Below are 20,039 nucleotides of genomic sequence, written 5' to 3'. Positions count from 1 at the left end.
ATGAACAAGTCCACCTTGGCCCTGGCTGTGGCCGTAGGGGTTTTGGCGCAGCAGGCAGGCGCCGCCGGTTTCATCGAAGACAGCAAGGCTACCTTGGGGCTGCGCAACTTCTACATCAATAACGATAACCGCGACTCCGGCACTAAAGCCGCGAAGGCCCAGAGCAAGGCGGAAGAGTGGGGTCAAGGCTTCCAGCTCAACTTCACTTCTGGTTATACCCAAGGCACTGTTGGCTTTGGTGTCGATGCTATCGGCCTGTTGGGCATCAAGCTGGATTCGGGTGGCGGTACTAACGGCGCTTCGAACAACTCGTATGGCGGCACCGTCTTTCCAAGCAAGTCCAACGGCGAAGCGGTTGATAATTACTCTAGCTTGGGCCTGACTGCCAAAGCCAAGATCTCGCAGACCGAATTGAAGCTGGGCACTCTGCAACCCAAACTGCCGGTTATCGTGACCAACGACGGTCGTATGCTGCCGCAAACCTTCCAGGGCGGTCAGATCACGTCTAACGATATTAAGGACCTGACTCTGGTCGGTGGCCAGATCGAGCATGCCAAAGGTCGTAACTCCAGTAACAATGAAGAGTTGTCGATCGCTGGTGCTAACGGCCGCACCGCGAATGGTCGCGATAGCAACAAGTTCTACTATGGCGGCGGTGACTACAAACTCACCAAAGACCTGACAGCGCAGTACTACTACGGCAACTTGGAAGACTTCTACAAACAGCACTTCCTGGGCTTGACTCATAACTGGTCTATTGGCCCTGGTGTGTTGAAGTCCGACCTGCGTTATTTCAATAGCCGTGACGACGGCGCTAATGGTCACGATGCCAACTACTTCACTACCGGCAACTATTCCGGTGTGCCAAGCGGTAAGGGCAAGGTTGATAACAACCTGTATAGCGGCCTGTTCCTGTACTCGGTGGCCGGTCACACTTTTGGTGGTGGCTACCAAGTCAGCAACGGCAGCAGTGACTTCCCATTCCTCAACCAAGGTGATGGCGCTTCCGCTTATCTGACTACTGATATGCAGATCGCCAAGTTCAACCGTGCTGGTGAGCGTACCTGGCAAGCTCGTTATGCCTATGATTTCGCCAAGCTGGGGGCACCAGGCCTGACCGCTGGTGTTATCTACCTGCGTGGCGACAATATTGACACCGTCACCTCTAAAGGTGCTGTTGCCGGCAGCGGCCGCTCCGAGTGGGAACGCGACCTGACCGTTGCCTACGTGATTCCGGAAGGTCCGTTGAAAAACCTCGGCCTGACCTGGAAGAACGCCATGTGGCGTAACGACATCCCGGGCCAGCGCGATCAGGACGAAAACCGTCTGATCGTCAGCTACTCGATCCCGCTGTTGTAATAGCGCGATAAAGCCTCGCCCGGCGCAATGCCGGGCGAGGTATTGCTTCAAGTCAGGCCCACCCCCGTGAGCCCTTCCTGAATCCCCCTCTTTGTACAGCTACTCAAGGCCTTCTCGAACCTTGTTGAGAAGGGTGGTCTTCGCCTGCGCGCGCGTCCAGTGAAGAGATTTTTAATATTCAATTTGGTTATGAATAAATCGATATTTATTCTTTTTAAATAAGCTCTGGTGCAGGCAGAGTAGCTCCATCACGCACTCACAGGAGCAGCACCCCATGAGCCTCAGACTGGGCGACATCGCCCCCGACTTCGAACAGGATTCCAGTGCCGGCAAGATTCGTTTCCACGAGTGGCTGGGCGATAGCTGGGGCGTGCTGTTTTCCCACCCCGCAGACTTCACGCCGGTGTGCACCACCGAGCTGGGTTTCACCGCCAAGCTCAAGGACGAGTTCGCTCAGCGCGGAGTCAAAGCCATTGCCCTGTCGGTGGACCCGGTGGATTCCCATCACCGCTGGATCGAAGACATCAACGAAACCCAGCACACCATCGTCAATTTTCCGATCCTGGCGGACGCCGATCGCAAAGTGTCGGACCTCTATGACCTGATTCATCCCAATGCCAGCGACACGCTGACCGTGCGTTCGCTGTTCGTCATCGACCCGAACAAGAAGATTCGCCTGACCATCACCTATCCCGCCAGTACTGGGCGCAACTTCCACGAAATTCTCCGGGTGATTGACTCGTTGCAACTCACCGACAACTACAAAGTGGCCACTCCGGCCAACTGGCAGGACGGTGACGAGGTGGTGATAGTGCCCTCGCTCAAGGACGAGGAAGAGATCAAACGCCGCTTTCCCAGAGGTTATCGCGCAGTGAAGCCTTACCTGCGCCTGACGCCGCAGCCCAATCGCTGACCCACTCACTGCTGTAGGAGCCGGCTTGCCGGCGAAGGCGGTGGTGAGGCCGGTGCAGGTTTTGCGGAGCCTTTCGCGGGCAAGCCCGTTCCTACGCAGAGCGCCGAGGTAACAGAACCACAAAGCAGGGGTTTTAAGGCCGTTTCGACGGCCTATTTTTTTGCCTGGAAATCATCGTTCCTTATATTCATTTAAGGAATAAACAAATGAATAAATAAGATTTATGGATATAAAAATAGGCTGTTAAGGTCTGTTCAGTCCGGCGAGATCGCATCCCGCGAATCGCTTTATCTTGTTCAAGGAATCCCCTGCATGCTGGTGGTCTCTCTCGGTGGCAGTCCCAGCCAACGCTCCCGTTCCGGGGTGCTGCTGGAGTTGGCCAAGCGCTGGTTGCAGCAGCAAGGCGTGGAAGTGGTCAGTTACCAGGTGCGGGACTTCCCGGCCGAGGATCTGCTTCACGCTCGCTTTGACAGCGCCATGGTCATCAACCTGCTGCAACACATTGAACAGGCCGACGGCCTGCTGATCGCCACACCGGTGTACAAGGCGTCGTTTTCCGGGGCGCTGAAAACCCTGCTCGATCTGCTGCCGGAACGCGCACTGAGCCACAAGGTGGTGCTGCCCATGGCCACAGGCGGCAGCATCGCCCACATGCTGGCGGTGGATTACGCCCTCAAGCCTGTGCTTTCGGCACTCAAGGCTCAGGAAATGCTCCAGGGCATCTTTGCCGAGGACAGCCAGATCGCTTATGGCGAAGGCAGTGTGCAGCCGCAGCTGGCCGAGGCTCTGGAGCTGCGTTTGAAAGAGGCTCTGGAGCAGTTTCACAGCGCCATGGCCCGTCGCCCCAAACCGCTGGACCCGCATGTATTGAATGAACGGCTGTTGAGTGCTCGCTGGAGCATTTGAGCCACACCCCTGATTTGAAGTACTGGCCTTACTCGCCCGCCAACGGGCAAGCAGGTGCAGCCACAACCCCACAGCAAAAAGGAGAGCGCCATGCGCCCTGTCATTTTGCGTCGCGGTCTGGTCGCTCTGTTTGCTGCGGCTGTGTCCTTCGGCGCCATTGTTCAAGCTCAAGCCGAGACCTTGCGTATCGGTTATCAGAAATACGGCACCCTGGTGCTGCTCAAGGCCAAGGGCACCCTGGAAAAGCGCCTGGCACAGCAGGGTGTGGACGTGAAGTGGACCGAGTTTCCTGGTGGTCCGCAGTTGCTGGAAGGGCTGAACGTCGGTTCCATCGACTTCGGCGTGACCGGCGAAACCCCGCCGGTGTTCGCCCAGGCCGCCGGTGCCGACCTGCTCTATGTGGCCTACGAACCACCGGCGCCCCATAGCGAAGCGATCCTGGTGCCCAAGGACTCGCCGATCAAGTCGGTGCAGGACCTCAAGGGCAAGAAAGTGGTGCTGAACAAGGGCTCCAACGTTCATTACCTGCTGGTCCGCGCCCTGGAAGACGCCGGCCTCAAGTACAGCGATATCCAGACCGTGTTCCTGCCTCCGGCCGATGCCCGAGCGGCGTTCGAGCGTGGCAGCGTCGACGCCTGGGTGATCTGGGACCCCTACCAGGCGGCAGCCGAGCAGCAACTGCAGGCACGCACGCTGCGTGACGGCAGTGGCATCGTCGACAACCACCAGTTCTACCTGGCGACCAAACCCTACGCACAGCAGCACCCCGAGGTGATCAAGGCCCTGGTGGAAGAAGTGCGGGCCGTGGGCGAGTGGTCCAAGGCCAACCCGCAGGAGGTCACCCAGCAAGTGGCGCCGCTGCTGGGTCTGTCTACCGACATCACCCTGACCTCGGTGAAACGCCAGGGCTACGGTGCGGCCTTCCTGACCCCGGAAGTGATCGCCGCGCAGCAGAAAATTGCCGACAGCTTCTATCAGCTCAAGCTGATTCCCAAGCCGCTGAGCATCAAAGACGTGATCTGGACGCCCCCTGCCGCCGTGGCCAAAGCGCCGTAAATCGACCCCTTAGGAGACAACTCCATGAGCCTCAACATCTTCTGGTTTCTGCCCACCCACGGCGACGGCCATTACCTTGGCACCGCCGAAGGCGCTCGCGCCGTGGATCATGCTTACCTGCAGCAGATCGCCCAGGCCGCCGACCGCCTGGGGTTTGGCGGGGTGCTGATCCCCACCGGGCGCTCCTGCGAGGATTCCTGGTTGGTGGCGGCTTCGCTGATTCCGGTGACCCAGCGTCTGAAGTTCCTGGTCGCCCTGCGCCCCGGGATCATTTCCCCGACGGTGGCGGCGCGTCAGGCGGCAACCCTGGATCGCTTGTCCGGTGGCCGGGCGCTGTTCAACCTGGTGACCGGGGGTGATCCGGACGAACTGGCCGGCGATGGCCTGTTCCTCGACCATGAAGAGCGTTACCAGGCCTCCGTGGAGTTCACCCGTATCTGGCGCCGGGTGCTGGAAGGCGAAACCGTGGACTATGACGGCCAACACATCAGCGTGAAGGGCGCCAAGCTGCTCTATCCACCGCTGCAGCAACCGCGCCCGCCGCTGTATTTCGGTGGCTCTTCGGAAGCCGCCCAGGATCTGGCCGCCGAGCAGGTGGACATGGTCCTGACCTGGGGAGAGCCGCCGGCCGCCGTGGCCGAGAAGATCCAGCAAGTGCGGGACAAGGCAGCCAAGCTCGGACGCTCCGTGCGCTTCGGCATCCGCCTGCATGTGATTGTGCGGGAAACCAATGCCGAGGCCTGGCAGGCCGCCGAGCGCCTGATTTCCCATCTGGACGACGACACCATCGCTCGGGCCCAGGCGTCCCTGGCGCGCTTCGATTCCGTGGGCCAGCAGCGCATGGCGGCCCTGCATGGGGGGCGTCGCGACAAGCTGGAAGTCAGCCCCAATCTCTGGGCCGGAGTGGGTCTGGTGCGTGGCGGGGCCGGCACCGCACTGGTGGGCGACGGCCCTACGGTGGCGGCGCGGATGAAAGAGTACGCGGACCTGGGCATCGATACCTTCATCTTCTCCGGTTATCCACACCTGGAAGAGTCCTATCGCGTGGCCGAGTTGCTGTTTCCGCACCTGGATATCGAACGGCCCAAGCTGCCCGAAGCCGCCGGTTACGTCAGCCCGTTCGGGGAGATGGTCGCCAATGACATCCTTCCCAAAGCCGCGTCCCAGAGCTGAGGTGCGGCCATGAATGGACAACGCATAGTGCGTCGGCTGGCGCCCTGGGGGCTGCCGTTGCTGTTGCTCGCGGTGTGGCAACTGTCGGTGTCGGCGGGTTGGCTGTCGACCCGCATCCTGCCGGCTCCCAGCGCGGTGATCGAAGCCGGGATCAGCCTGGTCCGCAGCGGTGATATCTGGACCCACCTGGCTATCAGTGGCTGGCGTGCGGGGCTGGGCTTTGTCATCGGTGGCGGTATCGGCCTGGTGCTGGGCTTCATCACCGGCTTGTCGAAATGGGGTGAACGCTTGCTGGACAGCTCGGTGCAGATGATCCGCAACGTACCGCACTTGGCGCTGATTCCCCTGGTGATTCTGTGGTTCGGCATCGACGAGTCGGCGAAGATTTTCCTGGTAGCGCTGGGCACTCTGTTTCCGATCTACCTCAACACGTACCACGGCATTCGCAACGTCGATCCGGCGCTGGTGGAAATGGCCCGTAGCTACGGCTTGTCGGGGTTTGCGCTGTTTCGCCAAGTGATCCTGCCGGGAGCCTTGCCCTCGATCCTGGTGGGCGTGCGTTTTGCCCTGGGCTTCATGTGGCTGACCCTGATCGTCGCGGAAACCATCTCCGCCAGCTCCGGCATCGGCTATCTGGCCATGAATGCCCGGGAGTTCCTGCAGACCGATGTGGTGGTGCTGGCCATCGTCATGTATGCGCTGCTAGGCAAGCTTGCAGACCTTGCGGCGCGGGGCCTGGAACGAGTCTGGCTGCGCTGGCATCCGGCCTATCAAGTGGCCAGGGGAGATGCCCAATGACGGCTCAACAACCTCCACGGCTGCTGCGGGGCATTCCCCTGGCCGTGCGCAAATTGCAAAAGACCTTTGGGGCGCGGCAGGTGCTGCGGGAAATCGATCTGCACATTCCTGCCGGTCAGTTCGTGGCTGTGGTGGGCCGCAGCGGTTGCGGCAAAAGCACCTTGCTGCGCCTGCTGGCCGGTCTCGACCAGCCTTCGGGCGGTGAGTTGCTGGCCGGTTCCGCGCCCTTGAGCGCAGCCATCGAAGACACCCGGCTGATGTTCCAGGAGGCGCGTTTGCTGCCCTGGAAGAAAGTCATCGACAACGTTGGGCTCGGCCTCAAGGGCCACTGGCGGCCCCAGGCCCTGGAAGCCCTTGAGGCGGTGGGCCTGGCCGATCGCGCCCATGAATGGCCGGCGGCGCTGTCAGGTGGCCAGAAGCAGCGGGTGGCCTTGGCGCGAGCCCTGATTCACCAGCCGCGACTGTTGCTGCTGGACGAGCCGCTGGGAGCACTGGATGCCTTGACCCGGATCGAGATGCAGCAGTTGATCGAACGTTTATGGCAGCAACATGGCTTCACCGTATTGCTGGTGACCCACGATGTCAGCGAAGCCGTGGCAATTGCCGATCGGGTGATCCTGATCGAGGACGGCGAGGTGGGCCTTGACCTGCACGTCGAGCTGCCACGCCCGCGGGTGCGCGGTTCCCATCGCCTGGCGGCCCTGGAAACCGAAGTTCTCAATCGCGTGCTGTCACTTCCAGGCTCACCGCCGGAGCCGGAACCCGTTTCACCCTTGCCCACGCAGTTGCGCTGGGCTCTTTAAAACAGCGACTCATATTCGACCCCAGGAGAAATACCATGACCATTAAAGCCATCAACGTACGCAATCAGTTCAAAGGCACCATCAAGGAAATCGTCGAAGGTGATGTGCTGTCGGAAATCGATGTGCAGACGGCTTCCGGGATTGTCACTTCGGTGATCACCACCCGCTCGGTCAAGGAGCTGGAACTGTCCATCGGCAGCGAGGTGATTGCCTTCGTGAAATCCACCGAGGTGTCGATCGCCAAGTTGTGAGCGATGCAGTGCAACAGCCCCGAAGGGTGCGAGTCCTTCGGGGCTTTTTTCATGGACGCTGTAAATAACGGTCAGATTTGATACTTTCCCTGCTTTCGGCAAGGCCTGAACAGTACAAACATGACAACAGAGCAGGGTCCAAACGTAGGGTATCTGGAGTTTGATCGCGAGCGCTGGTCAGCTCTGCGGGCCGCAGAACCCATGAGTCTGTCACCGTCCGAGATGGAGACGCTGACCAGTCCGACCCAGCCCATGGCGCCCGAGGAGGTGAGGCAGATCCTGCTCCCGCTGTCGCGCCTGCTGCATTTGCATGCGGCCCAGGTACAGTCACTCAAGGCCCCCCAGGCAGGTTTCAAGGCGCCTTATGTCATAGGTGTTTCCGGCAGTGTCGCGGTGGGCAAAAGCAGTTTTGCCAGGGTCCTGGCGGCCCTTCTGGCCTATTGGCCGGACAAGCCCAATGTGCATCTGGTGACTACGGACTCCTTTCTTTTCCCCCTGGCGACCCTTCAGGAAAAAAATATCCTGCACCGCAAGGGATTTCCCGAGTCCTACGATGAGCCGTTGTTCGTGGATTTTCTGCAGTCGGTGTGCAGGAAGGGCGAGCCGGTGAAGATCCCCATCTACTCCCACGTCCGCTACGACATCCTGGCCGATGAGGCGCAGTCGGTGGAGGCTCCGGACATCATCATCCTCGAAGGCCTCAATGTGTTGCAGGGGGAGCAGGGGCAAGGCCTGAGCTCCCGGGATTTCATCGACTTCTCCATTTACGTCGATGCGTCCGAGGAGGCGATCAAAGCCTGGTACCTGGAGCGCTTTGTCTACTTGAAGAACACCGCTTTCCAGGCGGCAGATTCCTATTTCAACAAGTACAAGGGGCTTTCGGACCTTGATGCCTTGTCGGTGGCGTCCGATACCTGGGACCGGGTCAATCTGAAGAATCTCGTCGAAAACATCCTGCCGACCCGGGAACGGGCGAACCTGATCATTCACAAATCAGCGGATCACAGCATCGACAGGTTGCTGCTGCGGCAGGTGTGAGCGCTCAGAGCGGCGTTGGGCGCTTGGGCAGGTAGGGCGGCAAGTAAAGGCTCAGGTAGGCATCGAAGACCCGCATGCCTTCCTCCGCCATGCGCGGGGTGATCTGCCCGTGCTGCTGCACCGATCGCGCGTACACCCGGTCTCCCAGCTCCATGGCCAGGGCGAATACATCCACATCCTGGGGCAGTGTCGGCAGCTCGAAGTGGTGATTGAACAGCTTGTGCATCAGGTCACCCAGCTCAATGTCGTGCTGGCGATCGGCCTGGGTGACTTCCGTCAAACCGTGCTGGGCAAGGATCAACTGGCGGGCCGCCGCGTCCTCGCCGTAGATGTCGAGCATGCGTTGTTCGACCAGGCGTGACAGGTCCCGCCAACTGTCGAGCCGGTCGTGGTCGATGGGCGCTTGCAGGCAGGCGCGAAACGCTGCGTGAACATCGGCGGTCAGGGCTTCCAGCAGGGCCGGGACACTGGCGAAGAAGTGATAGACCGAGGACGGTGGAATCTGCGCCCGTTCGGCCACGCTGTAGATCGACAGGCTGGCCACACCCTCGCTGGCTAGCAGGGTCCGGGCGGCGTCGAGTATCGAGTCGATCCGGGCCTGGCTGCGTGCACGGGGTTTGCGAAGAGGGGCGGTGCGCGTCATCGGTGTCTCCTACTGGGCAGCGGGCATTGTACGCGAGAGCGTCAGAATTCCTGTATCCGCCGGCCATGGATCAGTGGCACAAAAAAACGCCGCGGGGCTGTCAGCTCCGCGGCGTTGTTTTTTTGCAACAACCGCTTAAACGGTGTGCAGGTACCAGTTGTACTCGAGGTCGGAGATGGAGTGTTCGAACTCTTCCAGCTCGCTCTCCTTGCAGGCCACGAAGATATCGATGTACTTCGGATCGATGTACTTGGCCATTACCTCACTGTCGTCCAGCTCGCGCAGGGCATCGCGCAAGTTGTTCGGCAGGCTCTGCTCGTTCTGCTCGTAGCTGTTGCCTTCGGTCGGCGCCGGTGGCTCGATCTTGTTGGTCAGGCCGTGGTGCACGCCCGCCAGGACCGAGGCCATCAACAAGTACGGGTTGGCGTCGGCGCCAGCGACCCGGTGTTCCAGGCGCACGGCATCGGCCGAACCGGTCGGCACCCGCAGGGCCACGGTACGGTTGTCCAGGCCCCAGCTCGGCGAGTTCGGCACATAGAACTGTGCGCCGAAACGACGGTAGGAGTTGACGTTCGGGCAGAGGAAGGCCATCTGCGCCGGCAGGGTCTCGAGCACACCGCCGATCGCGTGACGCAGTGCGGCGTTCTGCTCGGGATCCTCGCTGGCAAAGATGTTCTTGCCATCTTTATCCAGAACCGAAATGTGGACGTGCAGACCGTTGCCCGCCTGGCCTGGGTAAGGCTTGGCCATGAAGGTGGTATCCATCTCATGGTCGTAGGCGATGTTCTTGATCAGGCGCTTGAGCAGTACCGCGTAGTCGCATGCCTTGATCGGGTCGGCCACGTGGTGCAGGTTGACTTCGAATTGTGCCGGGGCACTTTCCTTGACGATGGCGTCGGCCGGGATGCCTTGTTCCTTGGCACCTTCCAGAATGTCCTGGAGGCAGTCGACGTATTCGTCGAGATCGTCGATCAGGTAGACCTGGGTGGAATGCGGGCGTTTGCCGGAGATCGGCGAACGTGGCGGTTGTGGACGGCCGTTCACGTTCTCCTGGTCGATCAGGTAGAACTCCAGTTCGAAGGCGGCGCAGATGGTCAGTCCCAGTTCGTCGAACTTGGCCACGACCTGGCGCAGTACTTCTCGTGGATCGGCGAAGAACGGATCGCCTTCAAGCTCGTGCATGGTCATCAGCAGTTGCGCGGTAGGACGCTTCTGCCAGGGCTCGTTGCACAGGGTATCGGGGATTGGATAGCAGATTCGGTCAGCATCGCCGATGTCCAGGCCCAGGCCGGTGCTTTCCACCGTAGAGCCATTGATATCCAGGGCAAACAGGGAGGCCGGCAGGTTGATGCCTTTCTCGTAAACCTTGTGGAGGCTGGTGCGTTCGATGCGCTTGCCGCGCACCACACCATTCATATCCGCAATCAGAAGGTCAACGTACAGAACCTCAGGATGTTCCTTAAGGAACGCGTTCGCTTCGTTGAGCTGAACGGCACGCGGGGGTACCGACATGATGCAACACCTTTGTTGTTAAAAATATCAATCATTGATCTTTTCTGGTTTCAGTCAACCCGAACGGCATGCCGAAGTCAAGTAAGGCTCTTTACGCCCTAATAAAGGGCTGGCGAGGCTCTTTTGGGGCAAAACAGGGCGTTTTTTGGGACTCGACTGCCTCGGGTAGCGCAGACTTGAGCGGGCCGTGTTGTATTTTTTACGGGGGTGTTGTGTAAAAAAATGAACAAGGCTAAGCTCGAATCAAACCCATAACAGCAATAATACCGGGGTGTTTCATGTCTCGCCTGCCGTTAATCGGCATCACCGCCTGCTCCAGGCAGATCGGTCTGCATGCCTATCACATCAGTGGCGACGAGTATGTACAGGCAGTAGCCAGCGCAGCCCAGGGCGTGCCGGTGATTCTTCCGTCCATGGCGCAGTTGCTTTCCCCGTCCGATATTCTGGACGGTCTGGACGGCATCCTCTTTACCGGTTCTCCCTCCAATATCGAACCTTTCCATTACCAGGGGCCTGCCAGCGCACCGGACACTGCTCATGATTCTGCACGGGACGCGGCCACTCTGCCGCTGTTGAATGCCGCCGTCCAAGCCGGTGTTCCGGTGCTGGGCATCTGTCGCGGATTCCAGGAAATGAATGTAGCCCTGGGCGGCAGCCTTCATCAGAACGTGCATGACGTGCAGCCGTTCATGGACCACCGCCATGATGACGAGCCTGGTCAGCCCCTGGATGCCTGGTACGCGCCTGCCCATGATTTGCACGTCCAGGCGGGTGGGGTCCTGGCGAATCTGGGCCTGCCGCAGAAGATTCAAGTCAACTCGATTCATGCTCAAGGCGTTGAACGTCTGGCGCCGGGCCTGCGGGTCGAGGCGCTGGCGCCTGACGGTCTGGTGGAGGCCATCTCGGTCGAGGGAGGCAAGGCATTTGCTTTGGGGGTGCAATGGCACCCCGAATGGCAGGTAAGCTGCAATCCTCACTATCTGGCCATCTTCCAGGCTTTTGGTGATGCCTGCCGCAAACGGGCAAAACAACGCGACGCCGAAGCGTCACACAACGCCTGACTTAATAGAGAGTCAGGAAACTCAGCCTAGAGGCATTTATGAGTAACAACCTCGACCAGCTCACCGATTGGTTGAAAGACCACAAGATCACAGAAGTCGAATGCATGATCGGCGATTTGACCGGTATCACCCGGGGCAAGATCTCGCCGACCAACAAGTTCATTGCCGAAAAAGGCATGCGCCTGCCCGAGAGCGTGCTGTTGCAGACCGTGACCGGCGACTATGTCGAAGACGACATCTATTACGAGTTGCTGGACCCGGCGGACATCGACATGATTTGCCGCCCCGACCAGAACGCGGTGTACCTCGTGCCCTGGGCCATCGAACCCACTGCCCAGGTGATCCACGACACCTACGACAAGCAGGGCAACCCCATCGAGCTGTCGCCCCGCAACGTCTTGAAGAAGGTGCTCAAGCTCTACGCCGACCACGGCTGGCAGCCCATCGTGGCGCCGGAGATGGAGTTCTACCTGACCAAGCGCAGCGACGACCCGGACTACCCGCTGCAGCCGCCGATCGGCCGTTCCGGCCGCCCTGAAACCGGTCGTCAGTCGTTCTCCATCGAAGCGGCCAACGAATTCGATCCGCTGTTCGAAGATGTCTACGACTGGTGCGAACTGCAGGAGCTGGACCTGGATACCCTGATCCATGAAGACGGCACGGCGCAGATGGAGATCAACTTCCGTCACGGCGACGCCCTGTCCCTGGCCGACCAGATCCTGGTGTTCAAGCGCACCATGCGCGAGGCGGCCCTCAAGCACGACGTGGCGGCCACCTTCATGGCCAAGCCCATGACCGGCGAGCCTGGTAGCGCCATGCATTTGCACCAGAGCATCATCGACATCAACACCGGCAAGAACGTCTTCTCCAACGAAGACGGAACCATGAGCCAGCTGTTCCTCAACCACATTGGCGGGCTGCAGAAGTTCATCCCCGAGTTGCTGCCGCTGTTCGCTCCCAACGTCAACTCGTTCCGCCGCTTCCTGCCCGATACCTCGGCGCCGGTAAACGTCGAGTGGGGCGAAGAGAACCGCACCGTGGGCCTGCGGGTGCCGGATGCCGGACCGCAGAACCGTCGGGTGGAAAACCGTCTGCCGGGCGCCGACGCCAACCCTTACCTGGCCATTGCTGCCAGCCTGCTGTGCGGCTTCATCGGCATGGTCGAAGGCCACAACCCGAGCGCGCCAGTGGTCGGTCGTGGTTATGAACGACGCAACCTGCGCCTGCCGTTGACCATCGAGGACGCCCTGGAGCGTATGGAAAACAGCAAGACCATCGAGAAGTACCTGGGCCAGAAGTTCATCACCGGCTATGTCGCGGTGAAGCGGGCCGAGCACGAAAACTTCAAGCGCGTGATCAGTTCGTGGGAGCGGGAATTCCTGCTGTTCGCCGTCTGATTCGCCGGGCGCCGCTGCCCCCCAGCGGCGCCTTCACTGACACTTAGGAGAGATTGATGACTCATAAAAACCCGCAAACCCGCGAGTGGCAAACCCTCAGCAGTGATCACCACCTGGCGCCTTTCAGTGACTTCAAGCAATTGAAGGAGAAGGGGCCGCGGATCATCACCCATGCCAAGGGGGTGTACCTCTGGGACAGTGAAGGCAATCAGATTCTCGACGGCATGGCCGGTCTGTGGTGCGTAGCCATTGGCTATGGCCGTGATGAACTGGCGGAAGCGGCCAGCAAGCAAATGCGCGAACTGCCCTATTACAACCTGTTCTTCCAGACCGCCCACCCGCCGGTGCTGGAGCTGTCCAAGGCGATCGCTGATATCGCGCCAGAAGGCATGAACCACGTGTTCTTCACCGGTTCCGGCTCCGAAGGCAACGACACCATGCTGCGCATGGTCCGCCATTACTGGGCGATCAAGGGCCAGCCGAACAAGAAGACCATCATCAGCCGGGTCAACGGCTACCACGGTTCCACCGTGGCCGGTGCCAGCCTCGGCGGCATGACCTACATGCACGAACAGGGCGACCTGCCGATCCCGGGTATCGTTCATATCCCGCAACCGTACTGGTTCGGTGAAGGTGGCGACATGAGCCCCGAAGAGTTCGGTATCTGGGCGGCCAACCAGTTGGAAGAGAAGATTCTGGAACTGGGTGTGGATAACGTCGGTGCCTTTATCGCCGAGCCGATCCAGGGCGCTGGCGGCGTGATTGTGCCGCCGGACAGCTACTGGCCGCGGATCAAGGAAATCCTCGCCAAGTACGACATCCTCTTCGTCGCCGACGAAGTGATCTGTGGCTTCGGCCGCACCGGTGAGTGGTTCGGTAGCGATTTCTACGACCTCAAGCCCGACATGATGACCATCGCCAAGGGCCTGACCTCCGGCTACATCCCCATGGGCGGCCTGATTGTCCGTGACGAAGTGGTGGCGGTGCTCAACGAGGGCGGCGATTTCAACCACGGTTTCACCTACTCCGGCCATCCGGTGGCCGCAGCCGTGGCCCTGGAAAACATCCGCATCATGCGCGATGAAAAAATTATCCAGCGCGCTCACGAAAAAGCGGCACCCTATTTGCAGAAACGTCTGCGTGAGCTGAGTGATCATCCGTTGGTGGGTGAGGTTCGCGGGGTAGGCCTGCTGGGGGCGATCGAGCTGGTCAAGGACAAGGCCACCCGCGCGCGCTATGAAGGCCGCGGCGTGGGCATGATCTGCCGACAGTTCTGCTTCGATAACGGTCTGATCATGCGTGCCGTGGGCGACACCATGATCATTGCACCACCGCTGGTGATCAGCGAGGCGGAGATCGACGAACTGGTGGCCAAGGCGCGCAAGTGCCTGGATCTGACCTTGAGTGTGCTGCAGAACTGAGTGCTAGGCTTTGAGCGTGGTGCTTGCGGGCACGGCGCTCGAAGCAGATATAAAGGATGGGTCTTTCCTTGAAAGCCGGCCTTGGATCTTGCCAGACTACCCGCCGTTTTGGTTGCCCTGAGACTGGCCGCTGAGCGAGTGGTTAAAAAAGAATAATTGGAGCATTACGCATGAAGGCATTAGGTATGAAGTTAGCTGGCAAGACCCTCCTCGCCATGTCCCTGATGGGCGTGATGGCGGCGGCAGCGCAGGCGGACGATAAAGTACTGCACGTTTATAACTGGTCCGATTACATCGCCCCGGACACCATCAAGAAATTTGAAGCCGAGTCGGGCATCAAAGTGGTCTATGACGTGTTCGACAGCAACGAAACCCTGGAAGCCAAGTTGCTCGCCGGCAAATCCGGTTACGACGTAGTCGTGCCTTCCAACAACTTCCTGGCCAAGCAGATCAAGGCCGGTGTCTATCAGGAACTGGACAAGTCCAAGTTGCCGAACTGGAAGAACCTCAACGAATCGCTGCTCAAGGCGGTATCGGTGAGCGACCCGGGCAACAAGCACGCCTTCCCTTACATGTGGGGTTCGATCGGCATCGGTTTCAACGCCGAGAAGGTCAAGGCGGTATTGGGTGCCGACGCACCGACCAACTCCTGGGACCTGCTGTTCAAGCCGGAAAACGCCGAGAAGTTGAAGGCTTGTGGCGTCAGTTTCCTCGATTCGCCAACCGAGATGATTCCTGTGGCGCTGCACTACCTGGGCTACCCGACCGACAGTCAGGACAAGAAGCAACTGGCTGAAGCCGAAGCCCTGTTCCTCAAGATCCGTCCTTCGATCGCCTATTTCCACTCGTCCAAGTACATCTCCGACCTGGCTAACGGCAATATCTGCGTCGCCGTGGGTTACTCGGGCGATATCTATCAGGCCAAGGCCCGTGCCGCCGAAGCCGGTGACAAGGTCAAGGTCAGCTACAACATTCCAAAAGAGGGTGCTGGCAGCTTCTACGACATGGTCGCCATCCCTAAAGACGCGGAAAACGTCGACGGCGCCTACAAGTTCATGACCTTCCTGCAAAAGCCTGAAGTCATGGCCGAAATCACCAACGCCGTGCGTTTCCCCAACGGTAACGCGGCTGCAACCCCGTTGGTCGATAAAGACATCACCAGCGACCCGGGCGTTTACCCGCCAGCTGACGTACAGGCCAAGCTGTACGCGATTGCCGACCTGCCGGCCGCGACCCAGCGCATCCTGACCCGCAGCTGGACCAAGATCAAATCCGGCAAATAAGCCAATTTGCAGCACGACCTGTTGCCGTCATCGTGGCGAGGGCGGCAACAGGTAACAATTAAATGACAGAAAGTTTTGCTGGATTGGTTTATCGAGGGTAAGTTGCGCGCCGGTTTTGTTGCTGGGCAGCTCGGAGGCTGTCAGGTAGCGCGGGGCAACTTGGGCCCAACTATTTAAGAGGACCTCCACTTGCCTATTTCTTTATTTCGCAAAGCCATGCTGGTCGCCGCCAGCCTGACGCTGGTGGCTGGCGCGCAGGCTGCACCGACCGTGCATATTTATAACTGGTCCGACTACATCGGTCAGAACACCCTGGCCGAATTTGAAAAAGCCACGGGCATCAAGCCGGTGTATGACGTTTTCGATTCCAACGAAACCCTGGAAGGCAAGTTGCTGGCCGGTCGTACCGGTTATGACGTGGTGGTGCCGTCCAACCACTTTCTGGGCAAACAGATCAAGGCCGGGGCTTTCCAGAAACTCGACAAGAGCCTGCTGCCTAACTACTCCAATCTCGATACGGCGCTGCTCAAGCGTCTGGAGATGAACGACCCGGGCAACCAGTACGCGGTGCCGTACCTGTGGGGCACCAATGGCATTGGCTACAACGTCGACAAGGTCAAGGCCGTGCTGGGCGTGGACAAGATCGACTCCTGGAGCGTGCTGTTCGAGCCGGAGAACATCAAGAAGCTCAACAGCTGCGGCGTGGCCTTCCTTGATTCTGCCGATGAAATGATGCCCACGGTCCTCAATTACCTGGGCCTGGATGCCAACAGCACCAACCCCCAGGACTACAAGAAGGCCGAAGCCAAGTTGCTGGCGGTGCGTCCCTACGTGACCTACTTCCACTCGTCCAAGTACATCTCGGACCTGGCCAACGGCAATATCTGCGTGGCCATCGGCTTTTCCGGCGACGTGTTCCAGGCCAAGGCCCGGGCCGCCGACGCTGGCAAGGGCGTGAACATCGCCTACGCGATTCCGAAGGAAGGCGGTGCCCTGTGGTTCGACATGCTGGCGATCCCCAAGGACTCGACCAACGTCAAGGAGGCTCACGCCTTCATCAACTATTTGCTGCAACCTGAGGTGATTGCCCAGGTCAGTGACTACGTCGGTTACGCCAACCCCAACCCTGGGTCGGACAAGCTGATGGAGCAGTCCATTCGCACCGACGAAGCGGTTTATCCACCGCAAGCTGTACTCGACAAGACCTACGTGTCCATCGAGTTGCCACCCAATATCCAACGCTTGATGACCCGTAGCTGGACCAAGGTCAAGACGGGTAAGTAGTTCCACAGGCTCAAACTATCCAAGGTCCGCCCACGTGGGGCGGGCTGCAAATTTTGTTGGGAGTTTCGCAAATGGCAGTTGCCTCCGGCGCCTATAAGAAAGCCCTCGAGGGCGACCAGACACCTAAGCAGGTGCTGGTCAAAATCGACCGGGTCACGAAGAAGTTCGACGAGACGGTTGCCGTGGACGATGTGTCCCTGGAAATCAAGAAGGGCGAGATCTTCGCCCTGCTCGGCGGCTCGGGTTCGGGCAAGTCCACCTTGCTGCGGATGCTGGCCGGTTTCGAACGGCCAACGGAGGGGCGAATCTTCCTCGATGGTGTGGACATCACCGACATGCCGCCCTATGAGCGGCCGATCAACATGATGTTCCAGTCCTACGCGCTGTTCCCGCACATGACCGTGGCCCAGAACATCGCCTTCGGCCTCAAGCAGGACAAGATCCCAGCGGCCGAAATCGACGCCCGGGTGGCGGAGATGCTCAAGCTGGTACAGATGAGCCAGTATGCCAAGCGCAAGCCGCACCAGCTGTCCGGTGGCCAGCGCCAGCGCGTGGCCCTGGCTCGCTCCCTGGCCAAGCGTCCCAAGCTGTTGCTGCTGGACGAACCCATGGGCGCCCTGGACAAGAAGCTGCGCTCGCAGATGCAGCTGGAACTGGTTGAGATCATCGAACGCGTAGGCGTGACCTGCGTGATGGTGACCCACGACCAGGAAGAGGCCATGACCATGGCCGAACGCATCGCCATCATGCACCTGGGCTGGATCGCCCAGATCGGCAGCCCGATCGATATCTACGAGACTCCGGTCAGCCGCCTGGTCTGCGAATTCATCGGCAACGTCAACATCTTCGAAGGTGAAGTGGTGGACGATGCCGAAGGTCACGCCCTGATCACCTGCAAGGACCTGGACCGCAGCATCTATGTCGGCCACGGCATCAGTACCTCGGTGCAGGACAAGTCGGTGACCTACGCGATCCGCCCGGAAAAGCTCCTGGTGACCGCCGAGATGCCGACCTGCGAGTACAACTGGTCCAGCGGCAAGGTGCACGACATTGCCTACCTGGGCGGCCACTCGGTGTTCTACGTCGAGCTGCCGAGCGGCAAGCTGGTGCAGTCCTTCGTGGCCAACGCCGAGCGTCGCGGCGCCCGGCCGACCTGGGGTGACCAGGTTTACGTCTGGTGGGAAGACGACAGCGGCGTGGTACTGCGCTCATGAACATGCGAAAGCTCAAGCGCCGACTCAATCGAATAATTCCCGGTGGCCGTCAGCTGGTCATCGGGGTTCCGTTCATCTGGCTGTTCCTGTTCTTCATGCTGCCGTTCTTCATCGTACTGAAGATCAGCTTCGCCGAAGCGGACGTGGCCATTCCGCCGTATACCGAGATCTACAGCTACGTCGACCAGAAGCTGCAGGTGCTGCTCAACCTGGGCAACTACGCGATGCTCGGCGACGACGAGCTGTACATCGCGGCTTACCTGGGCTCGCTGAAGATGGCGTTCTTCAGCACCATCCTCTGCCTGCTGATCGGCTACCCGATGGCCTATGCCATCGCCAGTGCCCGTAAAGAGCTGCAGACCGTGCTGGTGCTGCTGATCATGATGCCGACCTGGACCGCGATCCTGATTCGGGTCTATGCCTGGATGGGCATCCTCAGCAACAACGGCCTGCTCAATGGCTTCCTGCTGTCCATGGGCTGGATCAACGAGCCGCTGCAGATCCTCAACACCAACATCGCGGTGTACATCGGCGTGGTCTATTCCTACCTGCCGTTCATGATCCTGCCGCTGTACGCCAACCTGGTGAAGCACGACACCAGCCTGCTGGAGGCCGCGGCCGACCTGGGTTCGAGCACCTTCAACAGCTTCTGGAAGATCACCGTGCCGCTGTCCAAGAACGGCATCATCGCCGGTTGCATGCTGGTGTTCATCCCGGTAGTGGGCGAGTTCGTGATTCCGGAACTCTTGGGCGGCCCGGAAACCCTGATGATTGGTAAGGTGCTCTGGCAAGAGTTCTTCAACAACCGTGACTGGCCGGTGGCATCCGCCCTGGCGGTGGTGATGCTGGCGATCCTGATTGTGCCGATCATCCTGTTCAACCGCAGTCAGGCCAAAGAAATGGAGGGCAAGGAATGAAGCGCTTCAGTTTCTCAAGCATGATGCTGGTGCTGGGCCTGTTGTTCATCTACCTGCCGATGCTGATCCTGGTGATCTACTCGTTCAACGCCTCGAAACTGGTGACGGTCTGGGGCGGCTGGTCGATCAACTGGTACATCGGCCTGCTGGATAACACTCAGCTCATGGGCTCGGTCCTGCGCTCCCTGGAAATTGCCTGCTACACCGCCGTTGCCGCGGTGGCCCTGGGCACCCTGGCGGCGTTCGTCCTGACCCGGATCACTCACTTCAAGGGCCGCACCCTGTTCGGTGGCCTGGTGACGGCGCCGCTGGTGATGCCTGAAGTGATCACCGGCCTGTCGCTGTTGCTGCTGTTCGTGGCCATGGCTCAGGCGGTCGGCTGGCCTCAGGAGCGTGGCATCGTCACCATCTGGATTGCCCACACCACGTTCTGCGCGGCTTATGTGGCGGTGGTGGTGTCGGCTCGCCTGCGCGAGCTTGACCTGTCCATCGAAGAGGCGGCCATGGACCTGGGCGCGCGGCCGTGGAAGGTGTTCTTCCTGATCACCATCCCGATGATCGCGCCTTCGCTGGCAGCGGGGGGCATGATGTCCTTCGCCCTGTCCCTGGATGACCTGGTCCTGGCGAGCTTCGTCTCTGGCCCTGGCTCCACCACCTTGCCGATGGAAGTGTTCTCGGCGGTGCGCCTGGGGGTCAAACCGGAGATCAACGCCGTGGCCAGCCTGATCCTGCTGGCGGTGTCCCTGGTGACCTTCCTGGTCTGGTTCTTCAGCCGCCGCGCCGAAGAAGCTCGCAAGCGCGCGATCCAGCAAGCCATCGAAGAGAGTGCTGCCGACTCCTGGAAGCAGCCTGACGTACGTCGGGCCCAGGCGCCGGAAGCGGTCTGACCTCAGGTTCGCAATAAAAAACCTCGCCCCGTAACCGGGAGCGAGGTTTTTTATTGCCTCATGCCGCCGGTTTCGCCGTAGGAGCCGGCTTGCCGGCGAAAGCGTTCGCGAGATGTTCGCCAG

At 60.0% G+C, this 20,039-nt stretch carries 19 protein-coding genes; 17 read left to right on the top strand and 2 right to left on the bottom strand.

Features of this window, described 5'->3' with window-relative positions; translation table 11 throughout:
• The 9 genes from DWF74_RS14285 to coaA all read left to right on the top strand — a co-directional run bounded on the left by DWF74_RS14285 (window position 1) and on the right by coaA (window position 8,297).
• Window positions 1–1,359 (top strand): OprD family porin, encoded by a 1,359-nt coding sequence (locus DWF74_RS14285; protein ID WP_110652463.1) that lies wholly within the window; start codon window positions 1–3, stop codon window positions 1,357–1,359.
• Window positions 1,360–1,633: 274 nt separating this feature from the next.
• Window positions 1,634–2,272 carry a peroxiredoxin gene (locus tag DWF74_RS14280; RefSeq protein ID WP_102862156.1) on the top strand — a complete coding sequence of 213 codons (639 nt, stop codon included), beginning with the start codon at window positions 1,634–1,636 and terminating at the stop codon, window positions 2,270–2,272.
• Between the two features lie 312 nt (window positions 2,273–2,584).
• A complete protein-coding gene (gene ssuE / locus DWF74_RS14275; protein WP_102862155.1) occupies window positions 2,585–3,178 on the top strand; it encodes an NADPH-dependent FMN reductase in 594 nt (197 codons plus the stop codon).
• 90 nt (window positions 3,179–3,268) lie between these two features.
• A complete protein-coding gene (locus tag DWF74_RS14270; protein WP_102862154.1) occupies window positions 3,269–4,234 on the top strand; it encodes a sulfonate ABC transporter substrate-binding protein in 966 nt (321 codons plus the stop codon).
• Window positions 4,235–4,258: 24 nt separating this feature from the next.
• Window positions 4,259–5,407: an FMNH2-dependent alkanesulfonate monooxygenase gene (gene ssuD, locus DWF74_RS14265; RefSeq protein ID WP_102862153.1), complete on the top strand. Its 1,149-nt coding sequence runs from the start codon at window positions 4,259–4,261 to the stop codon at window positions 5,405–5,407.
• 9 nt (window positions 5,408–5,416) lie between these two features.
• A complete protein-coding gene (ssuC, locus tag DWF74_RS14260) occupies window positions 5,417–6,205 on the top strand; it encodes an aliphatic sulfonate ABC transporter permease SsuC (protein WP_115581168.1) in 789 nt (262 codons plus the stop codon).
• Window positions 6,202–7,008 carry an aliphatic sulfonates ABC transporter ATP-binding protein gene (gene ssuB / locus DWF74_RS14255; protein WP_102862151.1) on the top strand — a complete coding sequence of 269 codons (807 nt, stop codon included), beginning with the start codon at window positions 6,202–6,204 and terminating at the stop codon, window positions 7,006–7,008. Before ssuC ends, ssuB begins: the two co-directional genes overlap by 4 nt.
• Window positions 7,009–7,043: 35 nt before the next feature.
• Window positions 7,044–7,259 (top strand): TOBE domain-containing protein, encoded by a 216-nt coding sequence (locus tag DWF74_RS14250; protein WP_011064106.1) that lies wholly within the window; start codon window positions 7,044–7,046, stop codon window positions 7,257–7,259.
• Window positions 7,260–7,460: 201 nt separating this feature from the next.
• A complete protein-coding gene (gene coaA, locus DWF74_RS14245) occupies window positions 7,461–8,297 on the top strand; it encodes a type I pantothenate kinase (protein ID WP_240322052.1) in 837 nt (278 codons plus the stop codon).
• A 4-nt stretch (window positions 8,298–8,301) separates the two neighbouring features.
• Here coaA and DWF74_RS14240 read toward each other — a convergent pair whose 3' ends face one another.
• Together DWF74_RS14240 and DWF74_RS14235 are read right to left on the bottom strand one after the other, a co-directional pair.
• On the bottom strand, window positions 8,302–8,940 hold the full coding sequence (locus DWF74_RS14240; RefSeq protein WP_110594277.1) for a TetR/AcrR family transcriptional regulator: 639 nt from the start codon (window positions 8,938–8,940) through the stop codon (window positions 8,302–8,304).
• A 135-nt stretch (window positions 8,941–9,075) separates the two neighbouring features.
• Window positions 9,076–10,452, bottom strand: coding sequence for a glutamine synthetase family protein (locus DWF74_RS14235; protein ID WP_085581012.1), 1,377 nt, complete (start codon window positions 10,450–10,452; stop codon window positions 9,076–9,078).
• Between the two features lie 278 nt (window positions 10,453–10,730).
• Between DWF74_RS14235 and DWF74_RS14230 the strand changes: the two genes are divergently transcribed.
• From DWF74_RS14230 to DWF74_RS14195, 8 genes are all read left to right on the top strand, one after another.
• Window positions 10,731–11,513: a gamma-glutamyl-gamma-aminobutyrate hydrolase family protein gene (locus tag DWF74_RS14230; RefSeq protein ID WP_115581166.1), complete on the top strand. Its 783-nt coding sequence runs from the start codon at window positions 10,731–10,733 to the stop codon at window positions 11,511–11,513.
• Between the two features lie 38 nt (window positions 11,514–11,551).
• Window positions 11,552–12,910, top strand: a complete 1,359-nt coding sequence (locus DWF74_RS14225; protein WP_102862147.1) for a glutamine synthetase family protein — start codon at window positions 11,552–11,554, stop codon at window positions 12,908–12,910.
• Window positions 12,911–12,966: 56 nt separating this feature from the next.
• Window positions 12,967–14,331, top strand: coding sequence for an aspartate aminotransferase family protein (locus DWF74_RS14220; protein WP_102862146.1), 1,365 nt, complete (start codon window positions 12,967–12,969; stop codon window positions 14,329–14,331).
• A 185-nt stretch (window positions 14,332–14,516) separates the two neighbouring features.
• Window positions 14,517–15,614 (top strand): polyamine ABC transporter substrate-binding protein, encoded by a 1,098-nt coding sequence (locus DWF74_RS14215; RefSeq protein WP_102862145.1) that lies wholly within the window; start codon window positions 14,517–14,519, stop codon window positions 15,612–15,614.
• A gap of 189 nt (window positions 15,615–15,803) precedes the next feature.
• Window positions 15,804–16,898: a polyamine ABC transporter substrate-binding protein gene (locus DWF74_RS14210; protein ID WP_110652456.1), complete on the top strand. Its 1,095-nt coding sequence runs from the start codon at window positions 15,804–15,806 to the stop codon at window positions 16,896–16,898.
• Between the two features lie 71 nt (window positions 16,899–16,969).
• On the top strand, window positions 16,970–18,112 hold the full coding sequence (locus DWF74_RS14205) for an ABC transporter ATP-binding protein (RefSeq protein ID WP_041120308.1): 1,143 nt from the start codon (window positions 16,970–16,972) through the stop codon (window positions 18,110–18,112).
• A 35-nt stretch (window positions 18,113–18,147) separates the two neighbouring features.
• A complete protein-coding gene (locus tag DWF74_RS14200; protein WP_177431301.1) occupies window positions 18,148–19,029 on the top strand; it encodes an ABC transporter permease subunit in 882 nt (293 codons plus the stop codon).
• Complete coding sequence (locus DWF74_RS14195) at window positions 19,026–19,916, top strand: ABC transporter permease subunit (RefSeq protein WP_102862142.1); 891 nt, start codon at window positions 19,026–19,028, stop codon at window positions 19,914–19,916. The genes DWF74_RS14200 and DWF74_RS14195 overlap by 4 nt, the downstream gene beginning before the upstream one ends.
• Window positions 19,917–20,039 lie beyond the last annotated feature (123 nt).

Source organism: Pseudomonas protegens (assembly GCF_003363755.1).
Classification (GTDB): Bacteria; Pseudomonadota; Gammaproteobacteria; order Pseudomonadales; family Pseudomonadaceae; genus Aquipseudomonas; species Aquipseudomonas danubii.
The sequence above is the reverse complement of the archived record's forward strand: the minus strand, read 5'-3'. Positions and strand labels throughout refer to the sequence as shown.